This window comes from Sphingomonas japonica (assembly GCF_006346325.1).
Lineage (GTDB): Bacteria > Pseudomonadota > Alphaproteobacteria > Sphingomonadales > Sphingomonadaceae > Sphingomonas > Sphingomonas japonica.
On sequence record NZ_VDYR01000001.1, the window covers coordinates 1872975 to 1897387 of the forward strand.

General features: G+C 66.9%; 22 protein-coding genes. 10 read left to right on the plus strand and 12 right to left on the minus strand.

What is annotated here, in order from left to right; genetic code table 11:
- Positions 1–13: 13 nt before the first annotated feature.
- From FHY50_RS09265 to FHY50_RS09310, 10 genes are all read right to left on the minus strand, one after another.
- Complete coding sequence (locus FHY50_RS09265) at positions 14–1552, minus strand: dienelactone hydrolase (RefSeq protein WP_140048178.1); 1539 nt, start codon at positions 1550–1552, stop codon at positions 14–16.
- A gap of 144 nt (positions 1553–1696) precedes the next feature.
- Positions 1697–3373, minus strand: a complete 1677-nt coding sequence (locus FHY50_RS09270) for a GMC family oxidoreductase (RefSeq protein WP_140048179.1) — start codon at positions 3371–3373, stop codon at positions 1697–1699.
- A 17-nt stretch (positions 3374–3390) separates the two neighbouring features.
- On the minus strand, positions 3391–4233 hold the full coding sequence (locus FHY50_RS09275) for a sugar phosphate isomerase/epimerase family protein (protein WP_140048180.1): 843 nt from the start codon (positions 4231–4233) through the stop codon (positions 3391–3393).
- On the minus strand, positions 4230–4799 hold the full coding sequence (locus FHY50_RS09280; protein ID WP_140048181.1) for a gluconate 2-dehydrogenase subunit 3 family protein: 570 nt from the start codon (positions 4797–4799) through the stop codon (positions 4230–4232). The genes FHY50_RS09275 and FHY50_RS09280 overlap by 4 nt, the downstream gene beginning before the upstream one ends.
- Positions 4796–5620, minus strand: coding sequence for a 3-keto-disaccharide hydrolase (locus tag FHY50_RS09285; RefSeq protein ID WP_243846611.1), 825 nt, complete (start codon positions 5618–5620; stop codon positions 4796–4798). Before FHY50_RS09285 ends, FHY50_RS09280 begins: the two co-directional genes overlap by 4 nt.
- An 11-nt stretch (positions 5621–5631) precedes the next feature.
- Positions 5632–6543, minus strand: a complete 912-nt coding sequence (locus FHY50_RS09290; protein ID WP_140048182.1) for a hydroxypyruvate isomerase family protein — start codon at positions 6541–6543, stop codon at positions 5632–5634.
- Between the two features lie 13 nt (positions 6544–6556).
- On the minus strand, positions 6557–6925 hold the full coding sequence (locus tag FHY50_RS09295) for a c-type cytochrome (protein WP_140231118.1): 369 nt from the start codon (positions 6923–6925) through the stop codon (positions 6557–6559).
- Between the two features lie 8 nt (positions 6926–6933).
- Positions 6934–8082: a Gfo/Idh/MocA family protein gene (locus FHY50_RS09300; RefSeq protein ID WP_140048183.1), complete on the minus strand. Its 1149-nt coding sequence runs from the start codon at positions 8080–8082 to the stop codon at positions 6934–6936.
- Positions 8079–9152, minus strand: a complete 1074-nt coding sequence (locus FHY50_RS09305; RefSeq protein ID WP_140048184.1) for a sugar phosphate isomerase/epimerase family protein — start codon at positions 9150–9152, stop codon at positions 8079–8081. The genes FHY50_RS09300 and FHY50_RS09305 overlap by 4 nt, the downstream gene beginning before the upstream one ends.
- Entirely contained in the window at positions 9149–10348 is a 1200-nt protein-coding gene (locus tag FHY50_RS09310) for an MFS transporter (RefSeq protein WP_166745414.1), read from the minus strand. The genes FHY50_RS09305 and FHY50_RS09310 overlap by 4 nt, the downstream gene beginning before the upstream one ends.
- 178 nt (positions 10349–10526) lie before the next feature.
- Between FHY50_RS09310 and FHY50_RS09315 the strand changes: the two genes are divergently transcribed.
- From FHY50_RS09315 to ftsH, 9 genes are all read left to right on the plus strand, one after another.
- Complete coding sequence (locus tag FHY50_RS09315) at positions 10527–11537, plus strand: LacI family DNA-binding transcriptional regulator (protein WP_140048186.1); 1011 nt, start codon at positions 10527–10529, stop codon at positions 11535–11537.
- Positions 11538–11539: 2 nt separating this feature from the next.
- Entirely contained in the window at positions 11540–12235 is a 696-nt protein-coding gene (locus tag FHY50_RS09320) for a hypothetical protein (protein ID WP_140048187.1), read from the plus strand.
- Between the two features lie 52 nt (positions 12236–12287).
- A complete protein-coding gene (locus FHY50_RS09325; protein ID WP_180345104.1) occupies positions 12288–13322 on the plus strand; it encodes an NAD(P)H-dependent flavin oxidoreductase in 1035 nt (344 codons plus the stop codon).
- 90 nt (positions 13323–13412) lie between these two features.
- Positions 13413–14159, plus strand: a complete 747-nt coding sequence (locus tag FHY50_RS09330) for a hypothetical protein (RefSeq protein ID WP_140048188.1) — start codon at positions 13413–13415, stop codon at positions 14157–14159.
- Positions 14160–14219: 60 nt separating this feature from the next.
- The gene (ptsP, locus tag FHY50_RS09335) at positions 14220–16499 is read left to right on the plus strand and encodes a phosphoenolpyruvate--protein phosphotransferase (RefSeq protein ID WP_140048189.1); all 2280 of its coding nucleotides are present in this window, start codon (positions 14220–14222) and stop codon (positions 16497–16499) included.
- A 107-nt stretch (positions 16500–16606) separates the two neighbouring features.
- Positions 16607–17419 carry a helix-turn-helix domain-containing protein gene (locus FHY50_RS09340; RefSeq protein WP_140048190.1) on the plus strand — a complete coding sequence of 271 codons (813 nt, stop codon included), beginning with the start codon at positions 16607–16609 and terminating at the stop codon, positions 17417–17419.
- 61 nt (positions 17420–17480) lie between these two features.
- Positions 17481–18377, plus strand: a complete 897-nt coding sequence (locus FHY50_RS09345; RefSeq protein ID WP_140048191.1) for a YbgF trimerization domain-containing protein — start codon at positions 17481–17483, stop codon at positions 18375–18377.
- Complete coding sequence (gene tilS / locus FHY50_RS09350; protein WP_244935319.1) at positions 18355–19353, plus strand: tRNA lysidine(34) synthetase TilS; 999 nt, start codon at positions 18355–18357, stop codon at positions 19351–19353. The genes FHY50_RS09345 and tilS overlap by 23 nt, the downstream gene beginning before the upstream one ends.
- Before the next feature lie 78 nt (positions 19354–19431).
- Positions 19432–21405: an ATP-dependent zinc metalloprotease FtsH gene (ftsH, locus tag FHY50_RS09355; RefSeq protein ID WP_140048193.1), complete on the plus strand. Its 1974-nt coding sequence runs from the start codon at positions 19432–19434 to the stop codon at positions 21403–21405.
- A gap of 260 nt (positions 21406–21665) precedes the next feature.
- On the opposite strand, the gene FHY50_RS09360 is transcribed toward ftsH, so the two are convergent.
- Positions 21666–22919: an aspartate kinase gene (locus FHY50_RS09360; RefSeq protein WP_140048194.1), complete on the minus strand. Its 1254-nt coding sequence runs from the start codon at positions 22917–22919 to the stop codon at positions 21666–21668.
- Between the two features lie 57 nt (positions 22920–22976).
- Between FHY50_RS09360 and ubiG the strand changes: the two genes are divergently transcribed.
- Entirely contained in the window at positions 22977–23738 is a 762-nt protein-coding gene (gene ubiG / locus FHY50_RS09365) for a bifunctional 2-polyprenyl-6-hydroxyphenol methylase/3-demethylubiquinol 3-O-methyltransferase UbiG (RefSeq protein WP_140048195.1), read from the plus strand.
- On the opposite strand, the gene FHY50_RS09370 is transcribed toward ubiG, so the two are convergent.
- A complete protein-coding gene (locus FHY50_RS09370; RefSeq protein ID WP_140048196.1) occupies positions 23739–24296 on the minus strand; it encodes a hypothetical protein in 558 nt (185 codons plus the stop codon). It lies immediately after the preceding gene.
- Positions 24297–24413: the final 117 nt, after the last annotated feature.

Here is a 24413-nt window from a genome sequence, read left to right on the forward strand (position 1 = left end):
CGCACACGCAGCTTCAGGGCTTGCCCTGCATCGCCTTGATCCGTTCGGCGGCATTCTGGTTCCCAGGATTTAGGTCCAGCGACTTGCGATAATTGGCGATGGCCAGCTGCTTGTTGCCATCGCTTTGATAGGCCTCGCCCAGGCTGTCGAAGGCGTTGAAACTCTTCGGGTAGAGCGTCGTGGCAAGCTTGAGCACCGCGATCGCCGCCTTGTCGTCTCCGCGCTCCAGCAGTTGGTAACCCCAGATATTTAGGTCTTCCTCGGAAAGCTCGAAACTCGCGTCGCGCGTCCGCATTTCGGCATAAACCTCGGGGATGGCATCGAAGCCCCGGACCGCGAGCTGCGCTGCAAGAGCCTCTCGCGTCGGCGGAACTCCCGTCGATTTGCGGCTGGTGACTTCAAGCAGGTGGCGCGGCACGCCGTTGCTCTCGGGGTCCGCCGCCAGGAATGCCGCGCCGGTAGCATCCGCTTTCAGATAGGCGTCGAGAAAGCGCAGAACATACCGCGCGCTCCATCCATAGGATTGCTCGACTTCGCTCCGGCTGAAGTCGGAAAAGTTGGTGTCGGGCGAAAAGGCGACCTGACGCGAAGCCATATTCCCATGCACCATCTGGTTCATGGTGACGCGGTGGAAATCGGAATAGGTCAGCTTGTTGAGAAAGCTGGCCGAGCTGTCCAAGCCGGCAAGCTGGAGTTCCTCGATCGCCTGGGGCTTTGCCGCCACGAACAGAAACGGTGCTGTCACGCGCGCCGGTGTCACATATTTCGCCGATTCGACCAGGCCAGGAAAATAACGCACCGAACCGTCCAGGCTCACCAGCGCGTCGATGCGGCTATCCACGGCCGCGGCGAACACGTTCGAAAGGCCGCCCCAGCTGAAGCCCGCCACGGCGAGATGGTCGAGGTCCGCCTGGGGCAGCGAATGGGCGAAGGCGATCAGGAAGCCGATATCGCCGGCCTGCGCCGAAATCCCTTCGACGTCGAAGGTCATGCTGCGGCTGCGTGCGCCCATACTGGGGCTGGCGATCACGACGTACCCCTGGCTCGCGAGATATTCGGCGAGGTCCGCATTTTCATAAGCCGGCGCGCCGAAGCTGGGAGCGTAGATCACGACCGGGAACTTGCCCGGTGCAGAGGCGGCATCGCGGACCGCCCACATCGTCCGCCCGGTTTCCGCCTTGATACGATCCGGCGACAAGGCCGGGCCGGCAGATCGCAGAAAGGCCGCCGTCGCCGCCGCGATCTCGGCGTCGCTCCGGCCGAACACCTCCTCGGTGGCGGAGAGGCGGAGATAGTCGCTGTAGCGGAGCGGCGTGCCGCCCTTGGTCGCGGGATACCATATCAGTGTCTGGATCGGGCGCGCCTTCACGCCGGCCACCGCCTCGCCGGTCACCGGATCGTTGGCGCCGCGATAGCTGCGTGAAAGATCATATTGCTCGACGACGCGAAGGCCGACGCCATGCGGACCGGGGGCATTGGCAAAAGCGAAGCCGGCTTGCGCATGCGCCGAAGGCGCGAACAGCAACAAAGCCAACGCCATCAGGTACCGCATGGAACCGCCCCCGAATTTTGCCCAGACCGATTGCTAGAAACAAGTAACGCCAGTGTCCACGGCGTTCTGAAACAATAGTCGGGACGATACGACTAGGAAGAGATTGCGCTCCCCGGCGGTGGGCAGGACCGCCGATGCGACGGGCTACGCCTGCCGCATCTGCTTGACGGCGTGGTCGGCGGCGCGGGCGGTCAGTGCCATGAAGGTCAGTGACGGATTGACGCACGACACCGACGCCATCTGCGCACCATCGGTGACGTAGAGGTTGGCGGCGGCATGCGCCTGGCTCCAGCTGTTGAGCACCGATGAACGGGGATCCGTGCCCATGCGAGCGCCACCCATTTCGTGGATCGCGTCGCCGGGGACATGCTCATTCTCCCAGCTTATGACGTTGGTCAGCCCCGCCGCCTTGAGCATCGCTTCGCCCTGGACGCGGGCATCCGCCATCATCTTGAGCTCGTTGTTGCGGAACCGGACGTCGAAGCGCATCAGCGGCACCCCGAACCGGTCGACCTTGCTGGGGTGCAGCGACACGCGATTGTCCTTGTACGGCAGGCATTCGCCGAACGCGCCCATGCTGAACTTCCACGGCCCGTATTTGCGCATGCCCTGCTTCATCGACGCGCCGAACCCGACCGGCGCAGCCGGGTCGCGCCGCGCGCCGCCCTGATAGCCATAGCCGCGGGAGAAGCCGACGCCCTCGTCGCCGCCGATGTTGCGAAAGCGCGGGATATAGACGCCGCCAGGGCGGCGGCCATATTCGATATATTCCTGCATTCCCGGGATTTCGCCCTCGGCACCGACGCGGAAGATATGGTCCATCACGTAGCCGCCGAGCGTGCCGCTCTCGTCGAAATAGCTGCGTTCGCTGCCGGGTGCGCGTGAATTCATCAACAGCTGGACCGATGCCATCGCCGACGCGCACAGGAAGACGAGATCGGCCTCGACGGTCTGTGCCTGGCCGGTCTTGGCATCGATGTAGCGCACGCCGGTGACGCGCTTGGTTGCGGGATCGTAATCGAGGTTGGTGACCACCGCGTCCGACTGCAGCGTCAGCCGACCGGTGGCGCGCGCGGCAGGCAACGTCACCGCCTGGGTCGAGAAATAGGCGCCGAACGAGCAGCCATTGCCGCACTGGTTGCGGACCTGGCAGCGGGTGCGGCCTTGCTCCGGCTTGTCTTCGGTCAGATTCGACAACCGGGTGTTGATCAGCTTGCGCCCGGGAAACTGGGTCTCGAGCCGCTGCTTCAGCCACTTCTCGGCGACGTTCATCGGCATCGGCGGCTGGAATTCGCTGTCGGGCAGATAGGGCAGATTCTCGCGCGAACCCGACACACCGATATATTTCTCGATATAGCTGTACCACGGCGCGACGTCGTCATAGCCGATCGGCCATTCGCCATCGATGCCGTCGCGCTTGTTCGCGGCGAAGTCCTCGGGCGCCCAGCGAAAGCTCCAGCGTCCCCAGATCAGCGATTTGCCGCCGACCGCGCCGGGACGGATCCAGTAGAATTTGCTGCCCTCGTCGTACGCATAGGGATTGAGCCGGTCGTCATTGTAGAAGCGCCGGTTACTCGGCGCGACATAGCCGTGCTGCGAGATGAAATAATCGTTTTCGACCAGCGATTTGGGCATCATGTTGCGCGCCGGTATCTCGTAGGCGGGCTTGCCGTCATAGGGATAGCCCTCGCCATGCTCGACCATCACGCCGCGGTCGAGCATCAGCACGCGCAGTCCTTTTTCGGTAAGCTCCTTGGCGGCGAAGCCCCCGCTCACGCCCGAGCCGATGACGATCGCGTCGAACCTGTTGGTCGAAGTCATGCTATTTCCCCGGTGGATCAGAAGCGCAGCGCGCGGAGTGTCGTGAAGCTGGTGGCGATGTCGGGGAGATAGGGCGCAGGCGCCTCGTCATTCTCGACATAGAAATGGCGCACGCCGCTACCGCCCTTGCGCTTGAACAACGCGGCGAAGTCGGTGTCGCCCTGCCCCACCGCGGTCATGCTGCGATCAGCGCGCATGTCCTTGACGTGATAGGCATAAAGGCGATTGCCGAGCCTGTCGATCATCGCCCCGACATCCTCGCCGGCAAAGGCCGCCCAGTACAGGTCGAGCTCGATCTTCACGAGTTCGGGATCGGTTTCGCTCAGCAGGCTGTCGAACAGGCTGATTCCGCCCGGCTTGGTCGTGAACTCGAAATCATGGTTGTGATAGGCAAAGCCGAGCCCGGCTTTTTTCAGCCCGGCACCGAAGCGGCTGAAATTGGGCAGGGCGGCTCGCCAGCCCTCGGCGGTACGGTGCTCCTCGCCCATATAGGGCAGGACGACGGTATCCGCCCCCAGCGTCTTGGCCATCGCCACCGATGCGTCGAACTGGCCGAGCAGCGCGTCATAGCCGATATGGACCGACGGCGCGCGCAGGCCGAGGCGATCGGTCGTGCGGCGCAGCATCGCGTGGTCCATCGTATCGAAGCCACCGCCGCCATATTCGACTTCGCGATACCCGATCCGAGCGATCTGTTCGAGGGTGGCGACCGGGTCCTTCTGAAAGATTTCGCGCACCGTATAGAGCTGCAGCCCGATCGGGCCGAGCTCCGCCGCCGCGGCGGTCGGGACGAGGCGGTCGGCGACGGCGACCGCGGCGAGGGTGCCGGCTCCGGCGAGCCAGCTACGGCGGCTGATCATGAGCTATAGACCTTGTTGACCTGAGAATATGGAAATGCGCCGTCATATTCGCCGGGCACCGGAAGATATTCGCGCTCCTGGGTGATGCCGATCTCCGACGTGTAGTAGCCGGTGATGACGAGCTGACGGAACTCGTCGAAGAACACCGCTCCCGACGCGATCTTGTCGTCCATCGCCAGCGTCAGCAGCGCGTCCTGCTGCGCGGGCGTCGCCTTCGCGGCGGAGCGCTTATAATCCGCAAGGCTGCGCGCCTCGATCGCGTCGAGCCCGGCGACGATCGATACGCGATCCTCGGGCGCCGCCCAGTCGGCAAGCAGCTTTTCGATGAACTCGGGTACCTGCGCCTCGATCGCGCCGGGGGTGTCCGTGGCAGGGATCATGCGGTCGCTCAGCGCAGTCATCACGGCACGCTGCGTCGGGGTGAACACCGCGACGCTGGGCGGGCCTTCGCTGATCACCGGTATCTTCGCCGCCTGGGCAGCGCCCGCGGCGCGCGCGATGGGCGCAAACAATCCGGCCCCGAACATCGTCACGATCCCGGCCAGCGCGGTTCTGCGGTCGATCACTTGGCTACTCCTTCAAGGTCCTGCGCGATCGCCGCCGCGGGCAGCGGACGCACCCAGATGTTGCGGAACGACACCGGCGAATCATGATCCTGCAATTGCAGCGGCGCGGCATCGGCATGGGCTTGGTACTTCGCGATCTGCCGCCAGGCGGTGGTGCCGAGCATCGCCTGATGATTCTGTACCAGCACCCCGTTGAGGAATGCGGTGACATAGGCAGGGCGCACGAGCGACCCGTCGGCAGCAAAGCGCGGCCGTTCGAAGACCACATCGTAGCTCTGCCATTCGCCCGGGCGCCGCGACGCGTTGGCGAGCGGGGGTTTCCAGCCATAGACCGCACCGACCGTACCGTCGGCATATGTCGGGTTCTGATAGCCGTCGAGGATCTGCAGCTCGTACCGCTCCATGAACCAGATGCCGCTGTTGCCGCGGTCCTGCGAGCTCTTGGTCGGAGGATTGGGCGAACGGAATTCCAGGTGCAGCTGCACGTCGCCGAAGCTCTGCTTCGAGACCAGATTATTCTCGCCGCCGCTCGCGGTGCGCGGCGGCGGCGTCATCGCCCCGCCCTCGAGAGTCCACGGCATGGCCTGAGCGGTCCAGGCATCGAGCGACGTTCCGTCGAACAGCACGACCGCATCGGACGGCGCGCCGCCGGCCACGGCGGCGGGCGTCACCACCTGCGGATAGGGGCGGTCGGGGTCGTGGACATGGAACGACCCGCCGGGCAGGATCGGCGTATCCTTGAACCCCGGCCGGTCCTGCGCGGCGGCGGGCATGATGGCTACCATGCCGACTGCCAGCCCTGCGATCATGCGGACGATCATTCGCTTCCTTCCTATTGCGCGTCGATGGCGCGATATGCAGCGACCAGTCGGTCCTCGCCGGCGCGGCCGTCGATCGAATTGCCGTGTTCCATGCCGATCACCCCCGTATAGCGCCGCGCACGCAGCCATTTGACGATGTTGGCATAATTGACCTCGCCGGTGCCCGGCTCGTCGCGACCGGGATTGTCGCCGAACTGGAGATAGGCGATCTCGCTCCAGCACATGTCGAGCACCGGGATCAGATTCCCCGACTGGATCTGCTCATGATAGAGGTCGGCAAGCACCTTGACCCCTGGGCTGTTCGCACCGCGCGCGACCGCGAAGCCCTGCGCGATGCTCTGCATATAGACGCCGGGATGATCGGTGCGGGTGTTGAGCGGCTCCATCACCATCGCCAACCCGTGCGGCGCGACGATGTCGCCGGCACGGCGCATGACGTCGATCACGCGCGCGGTCTGGACATCGAGCGGCACCTTGGGATCGCGAAAGCCTGTGACGACCGTCATGCACTTCGCACCGAGCCGCTTGGCGACATCGACTGAACTGCGGATGTCGGCCAGGAACGCCTCGCGCTCGGCGTCGTCGTTGGCGCCGAGCAGCGGCCGCGACTGCGCCCATTTCGGCATGCTGGCGACGAACACGCCCATCGTCATGCCGCGATCCGACAGCGCCTTGGCCATCTGCGCCTGCTGCGCCACCGGACGCGCGCGCGCTTCATTATCCTCCCATGCGGTGAAGCCCTGGTCGGCGGCAAAGGCGATCTGCTCGATCAGCCCGCCGCGGCTCGCGAAGCTGCCTTCGTGCGGCGCGAAGCCTAGCGAGAAGCGCGCCGCATTCGACTGCGCCGCCCGGCCGGGCGCGAGCCCGGCCGCGAGCGGCGCTACGGCGCCGGCGGCCAGCAGCGTGCGGCGTGAGATGCTCATGCCGACCGGGCCGTCACTTGCCGGCCTGCGCCTTGAGATAGGCGATGATCGCCGCGCGCTTCTTGGCATCCGCCATGCCGATCGGCATGCGCGTGCCCGGCACCTTCTTTGACGGCGATGCCAGGAACTGGTCGAGCGTCGCCGCGTCCCAGCGCAGCTTCGATGCCTTGAGCGCCGGCGAATAATTGAACCCCGGCACTGCCGCGGCCGGCCGTCCGACCACGCCGTACAGATTGGGGCCAACGCCATTCTTTCCGCCCTTGTCGACGGTATGGCAGGCCTTGCAGGCGGCAAAGGCGGGCGGAGCCGCGGTCTGCGCCGCGATCGGCGGCGCAACGACCAGCAGGCCCAGCGGCGCTGCGGTCCCGAGAATCAGGCACATGATACGCTTCATCCATTCTCTCCGGTTTCGATACTGGACCATTTCTGGTCCGATGCGGCATTGGATACCACTGCTTCGATGAACGCCATCGTACGCAATCCGTCGCGCAGCCCCGGTGCCCAGCCGGCATCCTCGCCGCGGATCGTCGCGGCGAAGGCGCGGTACAGATTTGCGAAGGCCTCGATATAGCCCGCCGGATGCCCCGCCGGCGTGCGCAGCAGCCGTGTCGTGCGGGCATCAAGCCCCGGGCCGCCGGCGCGGATCACCTCGACCGGGCGATCGAGCCAGCGCAGGATCAGCGTGTCGGGCTCCATCTGCGACCATTCGAGGCCGCCGCGCTCGCCATGGATACGCAGCCGCAGTCCATTCTCCTCGCCTGCGGCGACCTGGCTCGCCTTGAGTGTCCCGCGCGCGCCGCCCTCGAAGCGCAACAGCGCGCTGACGTCGTCGTCGAGGCGGCGGCCGGGAACATGCGCGGTGAGGTCGGCGCACAGCGCATCGGCGCGCAGCCCGGAGACATGCTCGGCGAGCTGGAAGGCGTGCGTGCCGATGTCGCCCAGGCACCCGCCCTGCCCCGCGCGCGCCGGATCGGTGCGCCATTCGGCCTGTTTGTCGCCGGCGGCATCGATCGGTTCGCTCAACCAACCCTGCAGATACTCGACCTGCACCAGCCGGATGGCGCCGAGATCGCCGCGCGCCACGCGCACCCGCGCCTCCTCGACCAGCGCATAGCCGCTATAGGTGAAGGCGAGCGCGAACTGCCGCCCGCTCGCCTTGGCCGCGGCGGCGATCGCCTGCGCTTCGGCAAGGTCCATCGCCATCGGCTTTTCGCAGAAGACGTGGATGCCCGCCTCCAGCGCGGCGATCGCCATCGGCGCGTGGAGGTGGTTGGGCGTGACGATCGCCAGCGCATCGATCCGCTCGCCCTCGGGCAGCGCGCGCTCGGCGGCCATCATCGCCTCGAGCGAGGCATGGACGCGCTGCGGGTCGAGCCCGAGCGCGTCGCCGGTGCGCGCATTGCGCCCGGCGTCGGTGCTGAACGCACCCGCCGTCAGCCGCCAGTCGCCGTCGAGCGCCGCGGCCATGCGGTGCACCGCGCCGATGAACGCGCCCTCCCCGCCGCCCGCCATGCCGAGCCGAAGCGGTTGCCGGCTCATGCGCTCGTGCCCTTCGCATCCGAAAGCCCCATCAGCGCGCGAATCGCCTGGCGATCGATGCCGCTAGCGGCGAAATCGTCGAAGGCGTGATCGGTGACGCGGATGATATGGTCGCGAATGAACGGGGCTCCCTCGCGCGCGCCGTCCTCGCCGCGCTTGAGCGCGCATTCCCATTCGAGCACCGCCCAGCCGGAATAGCCATATTGCGCCAGCTTGCTGAAGATCGCGCCAAATGCGACGTCGCCGTCGCCGGTCGAACGGAAGCGCCCGGCGCGCTCGGTCCAGCCCTCATACCCGCCATAGACGCCCGAGCGGCCGGTCGGGTTGAACTCGGCATCCTTGACGTGGAAGCACGAGATCCGGTCGTGATAGCGGTCGATGAAATCGAGATAGTCGAGCTGCTGCAGCACCGAATGCGACGGATCGAACAGGATGCGCGCGCGCGGATGCCCGCCGACCGCTTCGAGGAAGCGCTCCCAGGTCGCGCCGTCGTGAATATCCTCGCCAGGGTGGATTTCGAACGCGCAATCGACGCCGACCTCCTCGAACACGTCGAGGATCGGGAGCCACCGCCGCGCCAGTTCGGCAAACGCTTCCTCGACCAGCCCGGCCGGGCGCTGCGGCCAGGGATAGACATAGGGCCAGGCGAGCGCCCCCGAAAAGGTCGCATGCGCCGAAAGCCCCAGCCGGGCGCTGGCGCGCGCGGCAAGCTTGACCTGATCGACCGCCCAGGCTTGGCGCTCGGCCGGCTTGCCGTGCAGCGCGGCGGGCGCGAAGCCGTCGAACAACGTGTCATAGGCGGGATGGACCGCGACCAATTGCCCTTGAAGATGCGTCGACAGCTCCGTCGGTTCGATTCCGAACTTCGCAAGGCGCGCGCGCATATCGTCGCAATAATCCTGGCTCTGCGCAGCCTGTTCGAGGTCGATCAGCCGCGGGTCGCACGGAATTTGGACGCCGACATAGCCCAGCCCCGCCGCCCATTCGGCGAGGTGGTCGAGCGTGTCGTAGGGCGCGCTATCGCCCATGAACTGCGCCAGGAAGATGCCCGGCCCCTTCATCGCGGTCATGGCTGCGTCTCCGTCCGGCTGTCGTCGCGAAAGGTCAGCTGGAACAGGATCGCGATCAGCGCCGCGGCGATCGCGGGATACCACCACATCGCCTGCCAGTCGGCGATCGTCGCCGCCTCCGGCATCTGCGCATAAAGCAGCGCGCCGATCTGCGAACCGACCAGCATTCCGACGCCATAGGTGAACAATGTCAGCATCCCCTGCGCCTGTGCGTTGACCCCCTTGGGCGTGGCGATCGTGCCGACATAGATTGCGCCGGCGACGAAGAAGAAGTCGTAGCAGATGCCGTGCAGCGCCACCCCAACATAGATCGCCCACAATCCGGACCCGCCATCGCCGATCGCGAACAGCGCATAGCGCAACGCCCAAGCCGCCATGCCGACCAGCAGCAACGGCTTCACACCGAAGCGGCGATAGAGCAGCGGCATCGAGAACATGAAGGCGAGTTCGGACATCTGCCCGATCGCCAGCGTCCCGCCGACGTTGGAGATGCCGGCCGCACCGACATAGGGCGAGGCATAGGCGTAATACATCGCCAGCGGGATCGAGATCAGCGTCGCGCAGACGATGAAGATCAGGAACGATCGCTGCCGCATCAGCCCGAATGCCTCGGTGCACAATACCTGACGGATGATGCTTTCGTCGCGCGGGGCATCGGCCTCGACGCTCGGCAGGGTCAGGCTGTAGAGGCCGAGCGCAACCGACACGACCGCGGCGACGGTGAAGATCTGCGGGCTTGCCGAAAGGCCCGCCCAGCCGATGATCAGTCCGGCGGCGATCCAGCCAAGCGTGCCGAACGCGCGCACGAACGGAAACCGGTCGACCCGCTCGCCGAAGCTCTTGAGCGCGATGGTGTTGGCGAGCCCGACCGTGGGCATGTAGAGCATCATGTACGCGAACAGCAGCCATACGAAGGTGGCGCCGCGTTCAGGCGTGATCAGCGACGGCAGCACGAACAGGATCGCGCCGCCGACCAGATGCAGGACCACCATCAGCGTCTTGGGACTGAAATAGCGCGCGGCCGCCATGCCGAGCAGGAACGATCCGGCAATCGACGCGATCGGCCCGACCGAAAAGGCGTTGCCGATCAGCGCCCCGATCCCGACCGTCTGCATGACCAGGCCGAGCGTCACCGTCCACGCGCCCCACACGAAGAACTGCATGAACATCAGCGCGCTGAGGCGCCCCGTGAGCATTCCCGGCGCCGCCTGCACGGAATTCGGCAGCACATTTCCAGCAGCGACCATGCGCCTATCCCCTCCGCCTGCAGTTGCCCTGCACGTGATTTGTCAGACTATGAAGACCCAGCCGCGATGTAAAGGATTACATCGAAACCTGTCGACTCGATCCGCCGCACGCGACAAGAATAGAGCGATGCCGACGATCATCCAAGTCGCCGCACAGGCGGGCGTGTCGACCGCGACGGTATCGCGAGTGCTCAGCCAGCCCGACCGGGTTGCCTTGCAAACGCGCGAGCGCGTCATGGCGATCGTCGATGCGCTCGGCTATCGGCCGAATATCGCCGCGCGCAGCCTGCGCACGCTGCGCGCCGGCAAGATCCTGCTGACCGTTCCCGACATTTCCAACCCGTTCTTCGCCAGCGTGATTCGCGGTGCCGAGGAAGCGGCGCGCGATGCCGGCTACGCGGTGGTGGTCGGCGACACCGCCCATGATCCCGACGTCGAGGATCGCTATGCCGAAATGCTGTCGCGCCACGAAGTCGACGGATTGATCTTTCTGGGACACCGCCTGCCGGGCAGTCTCGCGCCGCTGCTGGCACGCCAGGGGAGTTTCGCGCCGATCGTCAATGGCTGCGAATACAGCCCGGGCATCGGCGTGCCCAGCGTCCACATCGACAATGCCGCCGCCAGCGCCGATGCCGTCGAGCATCTGGTCGCGCTGGGACACCGCGAGATCGGCGTCATCACCGGCCCCGCGATCAGCCCGATCAGCCGCGATCGCCTTGCAGGTGCGCGGCGCGCGGCGGCGGGGCACGCGCTCGAGGATCGCCTGCACGTGCGCGTCGGAGATTATTCGGCGCGCTCTGCCTATGATGCGACCGACGAGCTGCTGCGACACGGAGCGACCGCGATCTTCTGTTTCAACGACGAGATGGCGGTCGGGGCGATGGCGGCGGTCAGCGCGGCGGGACTCGATTGTCCGGGCGATTTGTCCGTGGTCGGCTTCGACGACCTTCCGCTTGCGCGCTATTTCCATCCCCCGCTGACGACGATCGCCCAGCCCAAGGGCATGATCGGGCGCCGCACCGTCGAGCTGCTCGTCGCCATTCTGAGCGGGACCGAAAATTCGGTCCGGCAAGTCACGCTGCGCCACGAGCTCGTCGTCCGCGGCAGCACCGGCCCCGCGCGACTGCGCAAGATCTGAACATGCGCGGCATCGACATCAGTTCGTGGCAGGGATTGCTGGCGACGGTGCTCGGGCTCGCGCTGGTGACGCTGATCGGTGTCGGCATCCGATTGCTGGTGATGGTCACCATCCAGCAGCGCCGCGAACGCATGAACCGCCAGATCAACGAGCGGCTGCGCACCTTGATGGGGGCGTATCGGACGCTGGGCGGCTCGTTCACCGGCGATCTTGCGGTCGATCCGTCGCATCTGCGCGATCTTCGCCGCCGCGGCGATGCCGAAGTTGCGCCCGATGCCGGGCTCGACCTGTCGGCGGCGAGCGGGTCGGACCGCACCCGCCGCATCCGCGACGCGGTCGAGGCGGCCTTGTCCGACATCCTGCTGCTCGGCACCGAGGCGCATGTCCGGCTCGCCGAAAGCGCGGCGCGCGAACTGGTCGCCGGGCATCCGGTCCATACGCACGAGTTGGTCGTGTCGCTGCGCGATTTCATCCGCGAAGCGCTCGATCTCGATCCGATCCCGGCCGAGCTCGAAATCCCGATGCAGGGGCCGACGCGGCCGTCGGGGTCGGGCGGGCGCGGTGGCGGTGGCGACAAGGCGGGATCCGGCCGAGGCGGTGGCGGTGGCGGAGGCGGCGGCGGCATGGGCGGCATGGCCGGCGGCGGGATGGGCATGGGCATGACGGGCACCGCGGACGACCCACAGCGCCCGACCTGACCGCGCGCATCGGGGCTGGCAGATCGCGGTGCGGCCAACTAGGGCTGGTGCGATGAACCAGTCCTCCTCGATCGGCGCCGAGCGCCTGCAGCGGCGCATGACGCGCGGCGCTTCCTTCCTTGGCAGCGAAGTCGCGATCCTGTGCGGGGCGATGTCGTGGGTGTCCGAACGCAATCTCGTCGCGGCGATTTCGAACGCGGGCGGGTTCGGGGTGATCGCGTGCGGGGCGATGACGCCCGAACTGCTCGATGCCGAGATTGCCGCAACGAAGGCGCGCACCGACAAGCCGTTCGGCGTCAACCTCATCACCATGCACCCGGCGCTGTTCGATCTGATCGAAGTGTGCCGCAGGCACGCAGTGGGCCATGTCGTGCTTGCGGGGGGATTGCCGCCCACCGGCAGCCTCGACGCGATCAAGGCCGACGGGGCCAGAGTGATCTGCTTCGCCCCCGCGCTGAGTCTTGCAAAGAAACTGATCCGCTCGGGGGTCGATGCGCTGGTGATCGAGGGGATGGAGGCGGGCGGCCATATCGGTCCGGTCTCGACCAGCGTGCTGGCGCAGGAGATGCTGCCCGAGATCGCCGACGCGCTGCCGGTGTTCGTCGCGGGCGGAATCGGCCGCGGCGAGGCGATCGCCGGCTATCTCGACATGGGTGCCGCCGGCGTACAGCTCGGCACACGCTTCGTGTGCGCGACCGAATCGATCGCGCACCCCGCATTCAAGAAAGCGTTCCTGCGCGCATCGGCGCGCGACGCGGTCGCGAGCGTCCAGGTCGATCCGCGGCTGCCGGTGATCCCGGTGCGCGCGCTCAAGAACGCCGGGTCGGAGCTGTTCACCGCCAAGCAGCGCGAAGTCGCCGCCAGCCTGGATGAAGGAAAGGCTGCAATGGCCGAAGCGCAGCTTCAGATCGAACATTATTGGGCCGGCGCGCTGCGCCGCGCGGTGATCGACGGCGACGTCGAGCATGGCTCGCTGATGGCGGGGCAGTCGGTCGGCATGGTCACCAGGGAAGAGCCGGTCGCCGACATCATCGCGACCTTGCTGGCCGAAGCCGCGCAGGCACTGGAGAAACGCGCCGCGGCCTGATCTCGCCGAGGAGACGCTCCTTAACGCGATCTTCACCACCCCGCACGACAGTGAGTCGGACCGGGCCGGGGGGAAAGAGGATCGAGAATCATGGTACGCGTTCGCATCTTCGCCTTGCCGCTGTTGGCCTTACTGCCCGTATTGAACGGATGCGCGCACAAGGAAGTCGCGGTCGCACCGCCGCCTCCCCCACCGCCCGCGCCGGCAGTCGCCGTCGCGATGCCCCGACCGCCTTTGGGTGCCGCGCCGAACCTCACCTTGCCGATACCTGCCGCCGACGGAACGATCGCCACGCCCAACACCCGCCTCAGCCAACCGGCGACGCTGTGGCATTTGCGCGCCGCGCTCAACGTCGCGGCGCTTCAGTGCGGCAAGGCAGGCGATCCGGTCGAGACGTCGTACAACGCGTTTCTCCAGGCGCATAAGGCCGCGTTGACCGCGGCGCATGCCTCGGTCGCGAAGGAATACAAGGCGGCGCACGGCAAGGATGCGCAGGATGCGTTCGACGACGCGATGACCCGCCTCTACAATTTCTACGCGCAGCCGCCGGTCCGCACCGGCTTTTGCGACGCGGCGCTGCCGCTGGTCGCCAAAGCGCAGTCGACGACCGACCTCGCCGGGTTCGCTCCGCGCGCACTGGCGTCGCTCGACGCGCCATTCATCGGCTTTTATCGCGCCTATGCGCAGTACCGCACCGACCTTGCCGAATGGCAGGCCGGCAAGCGCACGATGCTTGCCAGCGCAGCCGCCACCCCCCGCCTGGAAGTTGACCGCTCGGTCCTGATGGCAGGGACCGATGTTACCATGCGCGGGGTCGTCCGCACCGCCGCGCGCTGATCGCAGCGTTTGGAACGCAACGCCTTGGCGCGGGCCGCCGGTATCTGATAGCGGTGGCCCATGCCCGTTTCGGCCGCCGCCTCCGCCCGCGAAATTCTCGTCCGCCTCCACGATGTGATGGCGTCGCGCAGCGCTGCGCAGGCCAAACTCAATTCGGTCGTCGCGATCATCGGCGAGGCGCTCGATAGCGAGGTCTGCTCGATCTATCTGCTGCGCGAAGGCGTGCTCGAACTGTTCGCCACGCGCGGCCTTGCCGAGGAAGCGGTCCACGTCACCCGGCTGGCAATGGGCGAAGGACTGGTCGGCACGATCGCCGCCAATGTCGAAACACTCAATCTCGACGAAGCCGCCGCGCATCCCGATTTCGCCTATCGCCCCGAAACCGGCGAGGACAAGTTCCACAGCTTTGCCGGCGTGCCGATCATCCGCCGTGAGCGCGCCGTCGGCGTGCTCGCCATCCAGCATGCCGATCCCCGGCGCTATGCCGATATCGAGATCGAGGCGCTGCAGACCGTAGCGATGGTGCTGTCCGAACTGATCGCCAATGCCGGACTGGTCGACGGCGTCGCCGGCAGCGATACCGGCAAGCCGCAATCGACCGCGCCGGTGCGCATCGCCGGCTTCAAGCTGGTCGAGGGCATGGCTGCGGGCTGCGCGGTGTTCCACCAGCCGCGCATCACCATCGAGCATACCGTGGCGGAGGATACTGAGGCCGAGCGCCACCGCGTCTATGCCGCGTTCGACAAGATGCGCGACCAGATCGAGCGCATGTCGAACCAGGCCGAATTCGGTGTCGGCGGCGAGCATGACGAGGTGCTCGCGACATACAAGATGTTCGCGTACGACGAAGGCTGGAGCCGCCGCATCAACGAAGCGATCGACAGCGGCCTGACCGCCGAGGCCGCGATCGAGCGGGTCCAGCAGCGCACCCGGATGCGCATGCGCGAGATCGCCGACCCGCTGCTGCGCGATCGCATGCACGACCTGGAGGATTTGTCGAACCGGCTGCTGCGTACCGTGTCGGGCCAGTTGGGCACTGCGGCGCAGCTGGGGCTGAGGCAGGATTCGATCCTGATCGCGCGCAACCTGGGCCCTGCCGAGCTGCTCGAATATGACCGCCGCCGGTTGAAGGGCGTGGTGCTCGAGGAAGGATCGCTGACCGCGCACGTCACCATCGTCGCGCGCGCGATGGGGGTGCCGGTGCTCGGCCGGGTCCGCGACGTCCGCCGCCTCATCGCCGAGGGCGACAAGTTGCTGCTCGATGTTGCGGCGGAAAGCCTGGTGGTGCGCCCGACGCCGCTGATGGAGGAGGCGTTCGAGGGCAAGCTGCTGCTCAGCCAGAAGCGCCGCGCCTCCTTTGCCGCGCTCAAGTCGGTGGCGCCGACGACAAGGGACGGCCACCGCGTCACGGTGATGGTCAATGCCGGGCTGCGCGATGACGTCGCCGCGCTCGACCTGACCGGTGCCGACGGTATCGGCCTGTTCCGCACCGAGTTCCAGTTCCTGGTGTCGGCGACCTTGCCGCAGCGCGAGCGCCAGCAGCGGCTGTACAAGGACGTGCTCGACGCCGCCGGCGACCGTCCCGTCATCTTCCGCACCGTCGATATCGGCGGCGACAAGGCGCTGCCCTATCTCGATCACGACGACGGCCATGACGAGGAGAACCCGGCGATGGGCTGGCGCGCGCTGCGTCTCGCGCTCGACCGCCAGGGGCTGATGAAGGCGCAGGCGCGCGCGTTGCTCGAGGCAGCGGGCGGGCGCAGCCTCAACGTGATGTTCCCGATGGTGTCCGAGCCGTGGGAGTTCGACGAGGCCAAGGCATTGTTCGAAGCGCAGCGCGCCTGGCTGGTCTCGCGCGGCCGCAAGCAGCCGACCGAAATCCGCTACGGCGCGATGCTCGAGGTGCCGGCGCTTGCCGAAGTGCTCGACATCCTGCTGCCCAAGATCGATTTCCTGTCGATCGGCACCAACGACCTTACCCAGTTCCTGTTCGCCGCCGATCGTGCGCACCCCAAGCTGGCGATGCGCTACGACTGGCTGAGCCCGGCGATCCTGCGCTTCCTCAGGCGCGTCATCGAACCGGCGCGAGCGGCGGGCATCCCCGTGGCGGTGTGCGGCGAGATGGGCGGGCGCCCGCTCGAGGCGATGGCACTGATCGGGCTCGGCATCGATCGCCTGTCGATCACTCCGGCGGCGGTCGGCCCGATCAAGGCGATGCTGGCGACGCTCGACCGCGGCAGGCTGATGACCGACACCGCAGCCTGGCTGACGAATCCGCCCCCGGACATGCGCGCCGCGTTTGCGCAATGGGCAAGCGACAATGCGGTCGATCTGGCCTGATATGCGCCGAAATGGCGTGCCGGTTCCGTTGACAGCGCAATGGGGCTAATAGAAACCGCACGATAGCGGGAGAAACCGGGGTCGCACCCTTCCGCACGGAGATCCGGATGACCGATAGCGAAGCCGACGATGCGCAGGCTCGGGGGCCGCAAAGCGTCGGCGAACGATTGCTGGCAGCGCGCGAGGAACAGAAGCTCGATCTGGCCGATATTGCCCAGCGCACGCGCATTCCGCTGCGCCACCTGCAGGCGATCGAGCAGTCCGATTACACGGATCTGCCCTCGATCACCTATGCGATGGGCTTCGCGCGGGCCTATGCTCGCGCGGTCGGCGTCGACGAGACCGCCGTCGCGCACGACCTTCGCGCCGAACTCGGTAACGAGTTCGAACGTCCCGACCCGCGGCCGAGCTACGATCCCAGCGATCCGGCCCGGGTTCCGCCCAGCGGCCTGGCGATCGCGGGCGTGGTCGTCGCGCTGCTGATCGTGATCGGCATCGGCATCTGGTACGGAAGCGGCATGTTCGGCGGCGATCAAGAGCCAGCCGTCGCGGTCGCAGAAAACAGCGCTCCGGCGCCCGCGGTACAGAGTGCAGCGGCACCGCCGCCGGCCGAGGGCGGACAGGTCACGCTGACCGCCAACGACGAGGTGTGGGTGCGCATCTACGACGCCGACGATCAGACGCTGCTGCTCAAGACGATGGCGCCGGGGGAACGCTATGACGTGCCGCCGGGGGCCAACAATCCGATGATCAATGTCGGAAGGCCCGACCAGCTGACCGTGACGATCAACGGATCGAACGTCGCGCCGCTCGGCGACGGCAGCCGCGCGATCCTTGACGTACCGGTCAGCGCCGCCGCCTTGCGCGCCCGCGGATCGGGCGATGGCGCCGACGCGGCTGCGCCATCGCCCGCCGCTTAAGGCTGGAGACATATCGATGGTGTTAGCTATACCGGGAATGATTTCACCGGGGGGTGTCCTGATGCGTACCATGTTTTGCCTGATGCTGTTGTCCGCCGCCGCGATCCCTGTCAGCGCCGGGGCGCAGACGGTCGAGGGCCGCGTCGATCGCCTGGAGCGCGAAATGCGCGCGGTGCAGCGTTCGGTATTCCCGAACGGCGCCGGGCTGATCGAGCCGCAGATCACCGCGCCGCAATCGCCGATGCAGGCGCCCGGCAGCCCGTCGAACAGCGCAGTGGTCGATCTGACCGCGCGGGTCAGCGCGCTCGAATCGCAGCTGACGGCCATGACCGGGCAGATCGAGCAGTCGCAATATCGCCTGCGCCAGTTCGAGGATCAGTTTGCCGAATATCGCAAGGCGACCGATGCCCGGCTGGCGGCGATGGCACCTGCCGCTCCGACCACCGACAGCATCGAGGAAGTGCCCGCGACCGCCGGGGCCGGCGGGCCGACCGAGGCCCCGCCGGTACGCCCGACCCGCCCGGCCAATGCCGCGGCTGCCGCATCGGTCGAGCGCCCCGACACCGGCGACGCGGCCGAGGACAGCTATGTCTATGGCTATCGCCTGTGGAACGCCAAACTCTATCCGGAAGCGATCGCCGAACTGAAGACGGTCGTCGCAAAATATCCCGCCCATCGGCGCGCCAGCTTTGCGCAGAACCTGATCGGGCGCGCCTATCTCGACGACGGCAAGCCCTCGCTGGCCTCGATCGCCTTCTATGACAGCTACAAGAAGCTGCCCGACGGCGAACGCGCGCCCGACAGCCTGCTGTATCTCGGCACCGCGCTGACCGAGCTCAAGAAGCCGAAGGACGCGTGCAAGGTCTACGCCGAGCTCGAAGACGTCTATGGCGACAAGCTGTCCGCGGCGATGCGCGCCGATCTGGCGAGCGGGCGTGCCACCGCCAAGTGCACCTGAACTGCTGACGCCGCGCAGCGACCAGGTCGCGCGGTTCGAAGGCGATCTCGCCCGGTTGATCGACGTCGCGGCCGATCGCGTGCTGGTAGCGGTGTCGGGCGGTCCCGACAGCGTCGCGCTGCTGTTGCTGGCCCATGAAGTGCTGGGCGATCGCTGCCATGCCGCCACGGTCGACCACGGCATCCGCGCCGCCGCCGCCGCCGAAGCGGCCTTCGTGGCACGGCTGTGCGACGAGCGCGGGATCGCGCATCGCATCCTGACCGGCCCCATGCCGCCCAGGGCCGGGCGCACCGCGAACCTGTCTGCGCGCGCACGGGCGATGCGCTATGCGCTGCTCGAACGACACCTTGCCGAGTGCGGCGGCGGCTGGCTGGCGACCGGGCATCATGCCGACGATCAGCTAGAGACGCTGGTGATGCGACTCAATCGCGGCGCCGGCGTGGCCGGGCTGTCGGGGGTTCGCGTGCGCGGCGGTCGCATCGTGCGCCCACTGCTCGGTTGGCGGCGCGCGGAGCTGGTCGCGCTCGTCGCGCAATGCGGCATCAAACCGGTGAGCGACCCGAGCAACGCCGACGACCGCTTCGATCGCGCGCGCCTGCGCAAGGAACTCGCCGGAGCCGGCTGGCTCGATGCCGGTGGCTGGGCCGCCAGCGCGGCGGCTCTGGCGGATGCCGAGGAAGCGCTCGACTTTGCCACCGACCTGCTGATGCAGGAGCATTGCGATATCGACGACGTCGGCGTCGGCTTCGTTGCGGAGGGCCTACCGTTCGAGCTGCGCCGCCGCCTGACGGCGCGCTGCCTCGATCATGTCCAGCCGCACATCGATCCGCGCGGCGATGCGCTGGTGCGTCTGGTGCGTACGCTCGACGCGGGCGGGATCGCGACGCTGGGCGGAGTGCGCGCCCGGGCCGGAAAAACCGCGCACGGCCGCCCCTATTGGCGCTTTGCCGCTGCCCCGCCGCGACGATCAGGCTGATCGACGCGATACCCGGCTTGTTCCATTGCCATTAACGTCCCTGCGCCTATCTTGGGAGTTCGAAAGGTACATGCGCCAATGAACGACAACGACAAGCAGCCCGGCCCCGGTCCCAATGGCGGCGGGGGCAACAATCCCTGGATGAAGAGCCTGCTGATCTGGGTCGGCATCCTGGTCGCGCTGGCGCTGTTCGTGGGGATGATCGGCGAGCGCGGGACGCCGGGCGGCGGTACCACGATCGCCTATTCGCAATTCCTCGACAAGGTCGACGAAGGTTCGGTTCGCGACGTCAACGTCGCCGAGGGCGTCATCACCGGCACCTTTTCGAACGATGCGAAATTCCGCACCTATACGGTCGACGATCCGCAACTGACCCAGCGTCTGCGCGACCGCGGCGTCGAGATCAACGCGCGGCCGGAAGAACGCACGTCGATCTGGATGGTGCTGCTCTATCAGTCGCTGCCGTTCCTGCTGTTCCTCGGCATCGCATTCTTCGTGCTGCGCCAGATGCAGAAGAATTCGGGCGCGGGCGGCGCGATGGGATTCGGCAAGAGCCGCGCGAAGATGCTGACGCAGAAGGAAGGCAAGGTCACCTTCGACGACGTCGCCGGCATCGACGAGGCGCGCGAGGAGCTCGAGGAGATCGTCGAGTTCCTCAAGGACCCGACCAAGTTCGCGCGGCTGGGCGGTAAGATTCCCAAGGGTGCGCTGCTGGTCGGTTCGCCCGGCACCGGCAAGACGCTGCTCGCGCGCGCGATCGCGGGCGAAGCGGGCGTGCCGTTCTTCACCATCTCCGGCTCGGACTTCGTCGAGATGTTCGTCGGTGTCGGTGCGAGCCGCGTGCGCGACATGTTCGAACAGGCCAAGAAGTCGGCGCCGTGCATCGTTTTCATCGACGAGATCGACGCCGTCGGTCGCCATCGCGGCGCGGGGCTCGGCAACGGCAATGACGAGCGCGAACAGACGCTCAACCAGCTGCTGGTCGAGATGGACGGCTTCGAGGCGAACGAAGGCATCATCATCATCGCCGCGACCAACCGCCCCGACGTGCTCGATCCCGCCCTGCTGCGCCCGGGTCGCTTCGACCGCCAGGTCGTCGTGCCGCGTCCCGACATCGAAGGCCGCGTCAAGATCCTTCAGGTGCACATGAAGAAGACGCCGCTTGCCCCCGACGTCGATGCGCGGGTCATCGCGCGCGGCACCCCGGGCTTCTCGGGCGCCGACCTCGCCAATCTCGTCAACGAGGCGGCACTGCTCGCCGCGCGCAAGGCCAAGCGGCTGGTGGCGATGCTCGAGTTCGAGGAAGCCAAGGACAAGGTCATGATGGGCGCCGAGCGGCGGTCGATGGTCATGACCGAGGACGAGAAGCGCATGACCGCCTATCACGAGGCGGGACACGCGATCGTGTCGATCCACGAACCGGCATCCGACCCGATCCACAAGGCGACGATCATCCCGCGCGGGCGCGCGCTGGGCATGGTAATGCGCCTCCCCGAGCGCGACTCGTACAGCTATCACCGCGACAAGATGTACGCCAATCTGGCGGTTTCGATGGGCGGCCGCATCGCCGAAGAGATCATCTTCGGCTATGACAAGGTGTCGTCGGGCGCGTCTGGCGATATCCAGTACGCCACCGGTCTGGCGCGCGACATGGTCACCAAATGGGGCATGTCGGACAAGGTCGGTCCGGTCGAATATGCCCAGCCTGAAGGCGAGAGCTTCCTTGGCTATTCATCGAGCCAGCCGGTGCGGATGTCGAACGCGACTGCGCAGCTGATCGACGACGAGATCAAGTCGATCGTCGAGGGCGGGCTGGCCCGCGCCAAGCAGTTGCTGACCGACCATGTTGATCAGTTGCACACGCTGGCGAGCGCATTGCTGGAATATGAGACACTGTCGGGTGACGAGATCAAGCGCGTGCTGGCGGGCGAAGACATCGACCGCGGCGATCCGAGCGCGAGGACGTCGTCAGTCGTTGCGGCAGGCACCTCGATCCCCAAGACACGCCGTCCCAAGGGACCGTTTGGAAATCCCGCTCCGCAGGGGGCGTGATCAAGGTGGGATTGGCGCGGTTGAATAGGCGCGCATAGCCCGGGACTGAGCGATCCCCGACTGTTCGTGTCGAATGAAGTCGAGAAATCTCGCGCAACGTGCGCGAAAAGTTCCTCGATTTCATTTGGGACGAATGGACTAGGGTAAGTCTAGCCGCGACGGAACATATGTCTCCCCCGCGCCGGCGTGAGGGCCTGTTGATAAGCGGCCCATTCAACAGCTCGGGGCTGCCGCGCTCGCACGAACCCGATTGCGTAAGATCAATCGACCTCTTCGGCGTCCAGGCCATAGGCGGTGTGCAGCACGCGGACCGCAAGCTCGGTATAATCCTCTTCGATCAGCACGCTGACCTTGATCTCCGAGGTGGTGATCGCCTGCACGTTGATGCCGCGGTCGCCCAGCGTCTGGAACATCGTCGCGGCGACACCGGCATGGCTGCGCATGCCGACGCCGACCACAGAGATCTTGGCGATGCGCGGGTCGTGGACCAGCCGGTTGAAGCCGATCGCCGCCTTTTCGCGTTCGAGGATGTCGAGCGCTCGGGCGAGATCGGCCTTGGGCACGGTAAAGGTCACGTCGGTCGAGCCCGACGAATGCGCGACGTTCTGGACGATCATGTCGACATTGATACCGCCGGTCGCGAGCGGGCCGAAGATCGCGCCGACCGCGCCTGGGCGATCGGGCACTTCGGTCAGCGTGACCTTGGCTTCGTTCTTGTCATGCGCGATGCCGGTGATGAGCTGGCGTTCCATGGTGTCGATTTCCTCTTCGCCGACGATCAGCGTTCCGCGATATCCGTCCGCATTGTGCGCGTCGTCGAACGACGACAGTACGCGCACGCGCACGCCTTCCTTCATCGCCAGCCCGACCGAGCGCGTCTGCAGCACCTTGGCCCCGACGCTGGCGAGTTCGAGCATCTCTTCATAGGTTACGCGCTTCAATTTGCGCGCGCGCGGCACGATACGCGGATCGGTAGTGTAGACCCCGTCGACATCGGTGTAGATGTCGCAGCGGTCGGCCTTCATCGCCGCGGCCATCGCCACCGCCGACGTGTCCGACCCGCCGCGCCCCAGCGTCGTCACGCGCTCGCCGGGGGCGACGCCCTGGAAGCCCGGGATCACTGCGACTTCGCGATTGGCGAGGCTGGCGTTGAGCGCCGCGGTGTCGATGTCGCCGATCCGCGCCGACGCATGCCCGTCCGATGTGCGGATCGGCAATTGCCAGCCGAGCCACGACCGAGCCGGGACGCCCGCCGCCTGCAACGCGATCGCCAGCAAGCCGCTGGTGATCTGTTCGCCGGCCGAGACGACGACGTCATATTCCTTGGGATCATAGAGCGACGAGGCTTCGCGGCAGAAATTGACCAGGCGGTCGGTCTCTCCCGCCATCGCCGATACCACCACCGCGACGTCGTGACCCTCGGCCCACTCACGCCGAACGCGCTCGGCGACCGTGCGGATGCGCTCGATCCCCGCCATCGACGTGCCGCCGAACTTCATCACGATGCGTGCCATGGAATGGGTGCCCGAAATCCGCTTGGGGTGGATGGGGCGTCCTGATAGGAAGCCGCCATGCCAAACGCAAGCGATCCCGCCGCCCCCCTGCCCGCGCCGACCGCGTCGTCGATCGTCGCGCGCGAGGCCGAGCATTTCGGCGCGATGGCGGCGGACTGGTGGGATCCGAAAGGCTCGTCGGCGATGCTTCACCGGTTGAATCCGGTGCGCCTGAAATTCCTTCGCGAGGCGATCGACGATCATTGGTCGGGCGATGCGGCGGCATTCGCGCCGCTGGCGGGAAAGCGCGCACTCGACATCGGTTGCGGCGCCGGGCTGCTTACCGAGCCGCTGGCACGATTGGGAGCAGAGGTGACGGGCATCGACGCAGCGCCCGAGAACATCACGGTCGCCGCGGCGCATGCCCGCGCCGCGGGGCTGACGATCGACTATCGCACCGGCGATCTGGCAGCAGTCGCCGAGGCGAACTTCGACCTGGTCACCGCGCTCGAAGTCGTCGAGCATGTCGCCGACCCCGAAGCCTTTGTCGCCGCGATCGCGCAGGTGCTGGCGCCGGGCGGCATGGTGATCCTGTCCACGCCAAATCGTACTGCCCTGTCGCGGGTCGCGATGATCGGCATTGCCGAGGGAATGGGCGCGATCCCGCGCGGGACGCACGACTGGCAACGCTTCATCGCGGCCGACGAGATGGTCGCCATGCTCGCGCGGCACGGGTTGGTCGTCGTCGCGCGGCGCGGGATCGGCTGGTCGCCGACGAGCGGCTTTGCGCTCACCCCGGATGAGAGGCTCAACTATATCCTCGCAGCAGTGCGCGGCTGATCACTGGCCGAGGTCGAGGACGAACACCGGACCCAGATCGATGACTTGCACCGCGCTTCCGAAATGCATCGACGCGGCGAGCGCACCGGCGGCGTAGTCGGCGTCGGCGACACCCGCGACCTGCTGCATCTGCCATTCGGGGCCGACTTCGAACGGCTTTCCGAACAGTCCGGTATAGGGATCGGCGGCATGTTGAATCTGGACGTTGGCGAGCTTGCCGGGCGCCCCGCCCTCGGTCTTCTCGGCGCGCGCCCAGAACGCCAGGACCAGCTTGTCGCCCTTCTTGACCGGTTTCGACAGCGGCACGTTGAGGCCGACGTTCCGTGGCTGCGCGGGATTGGCGGTGGCGACCGCGATCCGCATCGCCTTGCCGAACTGGACCTTGGCGTCCTTGATCACCTTGGGCTTGACGCCATAGGGCGCGAACGCATCGGGGCGCGGGTTATTGACGATCTGATCCTCGATCGCCGGAGCGGCCGACTGCGCCGCCTCCTGCGCCATGCCATAGCCCCCGACCAGCATCGCCCCGAGCGCAAGCGCCACCGCCAATCGCTTCATCTTCCCCCCCTGCAGCATCGTTGTGCAGGACGGAGGCTAGGGCGGCACGCACCCGCGATCAACATGGTAAACGCGTTGCCGAATAGTTGGCGGTTTGGGCGGCAATCGCTGCGAAGA

Excerpts from the sequence above, each read along its gene's own strand:
- FHY50_RS09275 (WP_140048180.1), bottom strand. The coding sequence starts at position 4,233 with ATGATCAGCCGCCGTAGCTGGCTCGCCGGAGCCGGCACCCTCGCCGCG.
- FHY50_RS09270 (WP_140048179.1), bottom strand. The coding sequence starts at position 3,373 with ATGACTTCGACCAACAGGTTCGACGCGATCGTCATCGGCTCGGGCGTG.
- FHY50_RS09345 (WP_140048191.1), top strand. The coding sequence starts at position 17,481 with ATGCGTACCATGTTTTGCCTGATGCTGTTGTCCGCCGCCGCGATCCCT.
- FHY50_RS09315 (WP_140048186.1), top strand. The coding sequence starts at position 10,527 with ATGCCGACGATCATCCAAGTCGCCGCACAGGCGGGCGTGTCGACCGCG.
- FHY50_RS09305 (WP_140048184.1), bottom strand. The coding sequence starts at position 9,152 with ATGACCGCGATGAAGGGGCCGGGCATCTTCCTGGCGCAGTTCATGGGC.
- FHY50_RS09330 (WP_140048188.1), top strand. The coding sequence starts at position 13,413 with ATGGTACGCGTTCGCATCTTCGCCTTGCCGCTGTTGGCCTTACTGCCC.
- ptsP (WP_140048189.1), top strand. The coding sequence starts at position 14,220 with ATGCCCGTTTCGGCCGCCGCCTCCGCCCGCGAAATTCTCGTCCGCCTC.
- FHY50_RS09320 (WP_140048187.1), top strand. The coding sequence starts at position 11,540 with ATGCGCGGCATCGACATCAGTTCGTGGCAGGGATTGCTGGCGACGGTG.
- FHY50_RS09340 (WP_140048190.1), top strand. The coding sequence starts at position 16,607 with ATGACCGATAGCGAAGCCGACGATGCGCAGGCTCGGGGGCCGCAAAGC.
- FHY50_RS09290 (WP_140048182.1), bottom strand. The coding sequence starts at position 6,543 with ATGAGCATCTCACGCCGCACGCTGCTGGCCGCCGGCGCCGTAGCGCCG.
- FHY50_RS09310 (WP_166745414.1), bottom strand. The coding sequence starts at position 10,348 with ATGCTCACGGGGCGCCTCAGCGCGCTGATGTTCATGCAGTTCTTCGTG.
- FHY50_RS09360 (WP_140048194.1), bottom strand. The coding sequence starts at position 22,919 with ATGGCACGCATCGTGATGAAGTTCGGCGGCACGTCGATGGCGGGGATC.
- FHY50_RS09300 (WP_140048183.1), bottom strand. The coding sequence starts at position 8,082 with ATGAGCCGGCAACCGCTTCGGCTCGGCATGGCGGGCGGCGGGGAGGGC.
- ftsH (WP_140048193.1), top strand. The coding sequence starts at position 19,432 with ATGAACGACAACGACAAGCAGCCCGGCCCCGGTCCCAATGGCGGCGGG.
- ubiG (WP_140048195.1), top strand. The coding sequence starts at position 22,977 with ATGCCAAACGCAAGCGATCCCGCCGCCCCCCTGCCCGCGCCGACCGCG.
- FHY50_RS09265 (WP_140048178.1), bottom strand. The coding sequence starts at position 1,552 with ATGCGGTACCTGATGGCGTTGGCTTTGTTGCTGTTCGCGCCTTCGGCG.
- FHY50_RS09295 (WP_140231118.1), bottom strand. The coding sequence starts at position 6,925 with ATGTGCCTGATTCTCGGGACCGCAGCGCCGCTGGGCCTGCTGGTCGTT.
- FHY50_RS09325 (WP_180345104.1), top strand. The coding sequence starts at position 12,288 with ATGAACCAGTCCTCCTCGATCGGCGCCGAGCGCCTGCAGCGGCGCATG.
- FHY50_RS09370 (WP_140048196.1), bottom strand. The coding sequence starts at position 24,296 with ATGAAGCGATTGGCGGTGGCGCTTGCGCTCGGGGCGATGCTGGTCGGG.
- FHY50_RS09285 (WP_243846611.1), bottom strand. The coding sequence starts at position 5,620 with ATGATCGTCCGCATGATCGCAGGGCTGGCAGTCGGCATGGTAGCCATC.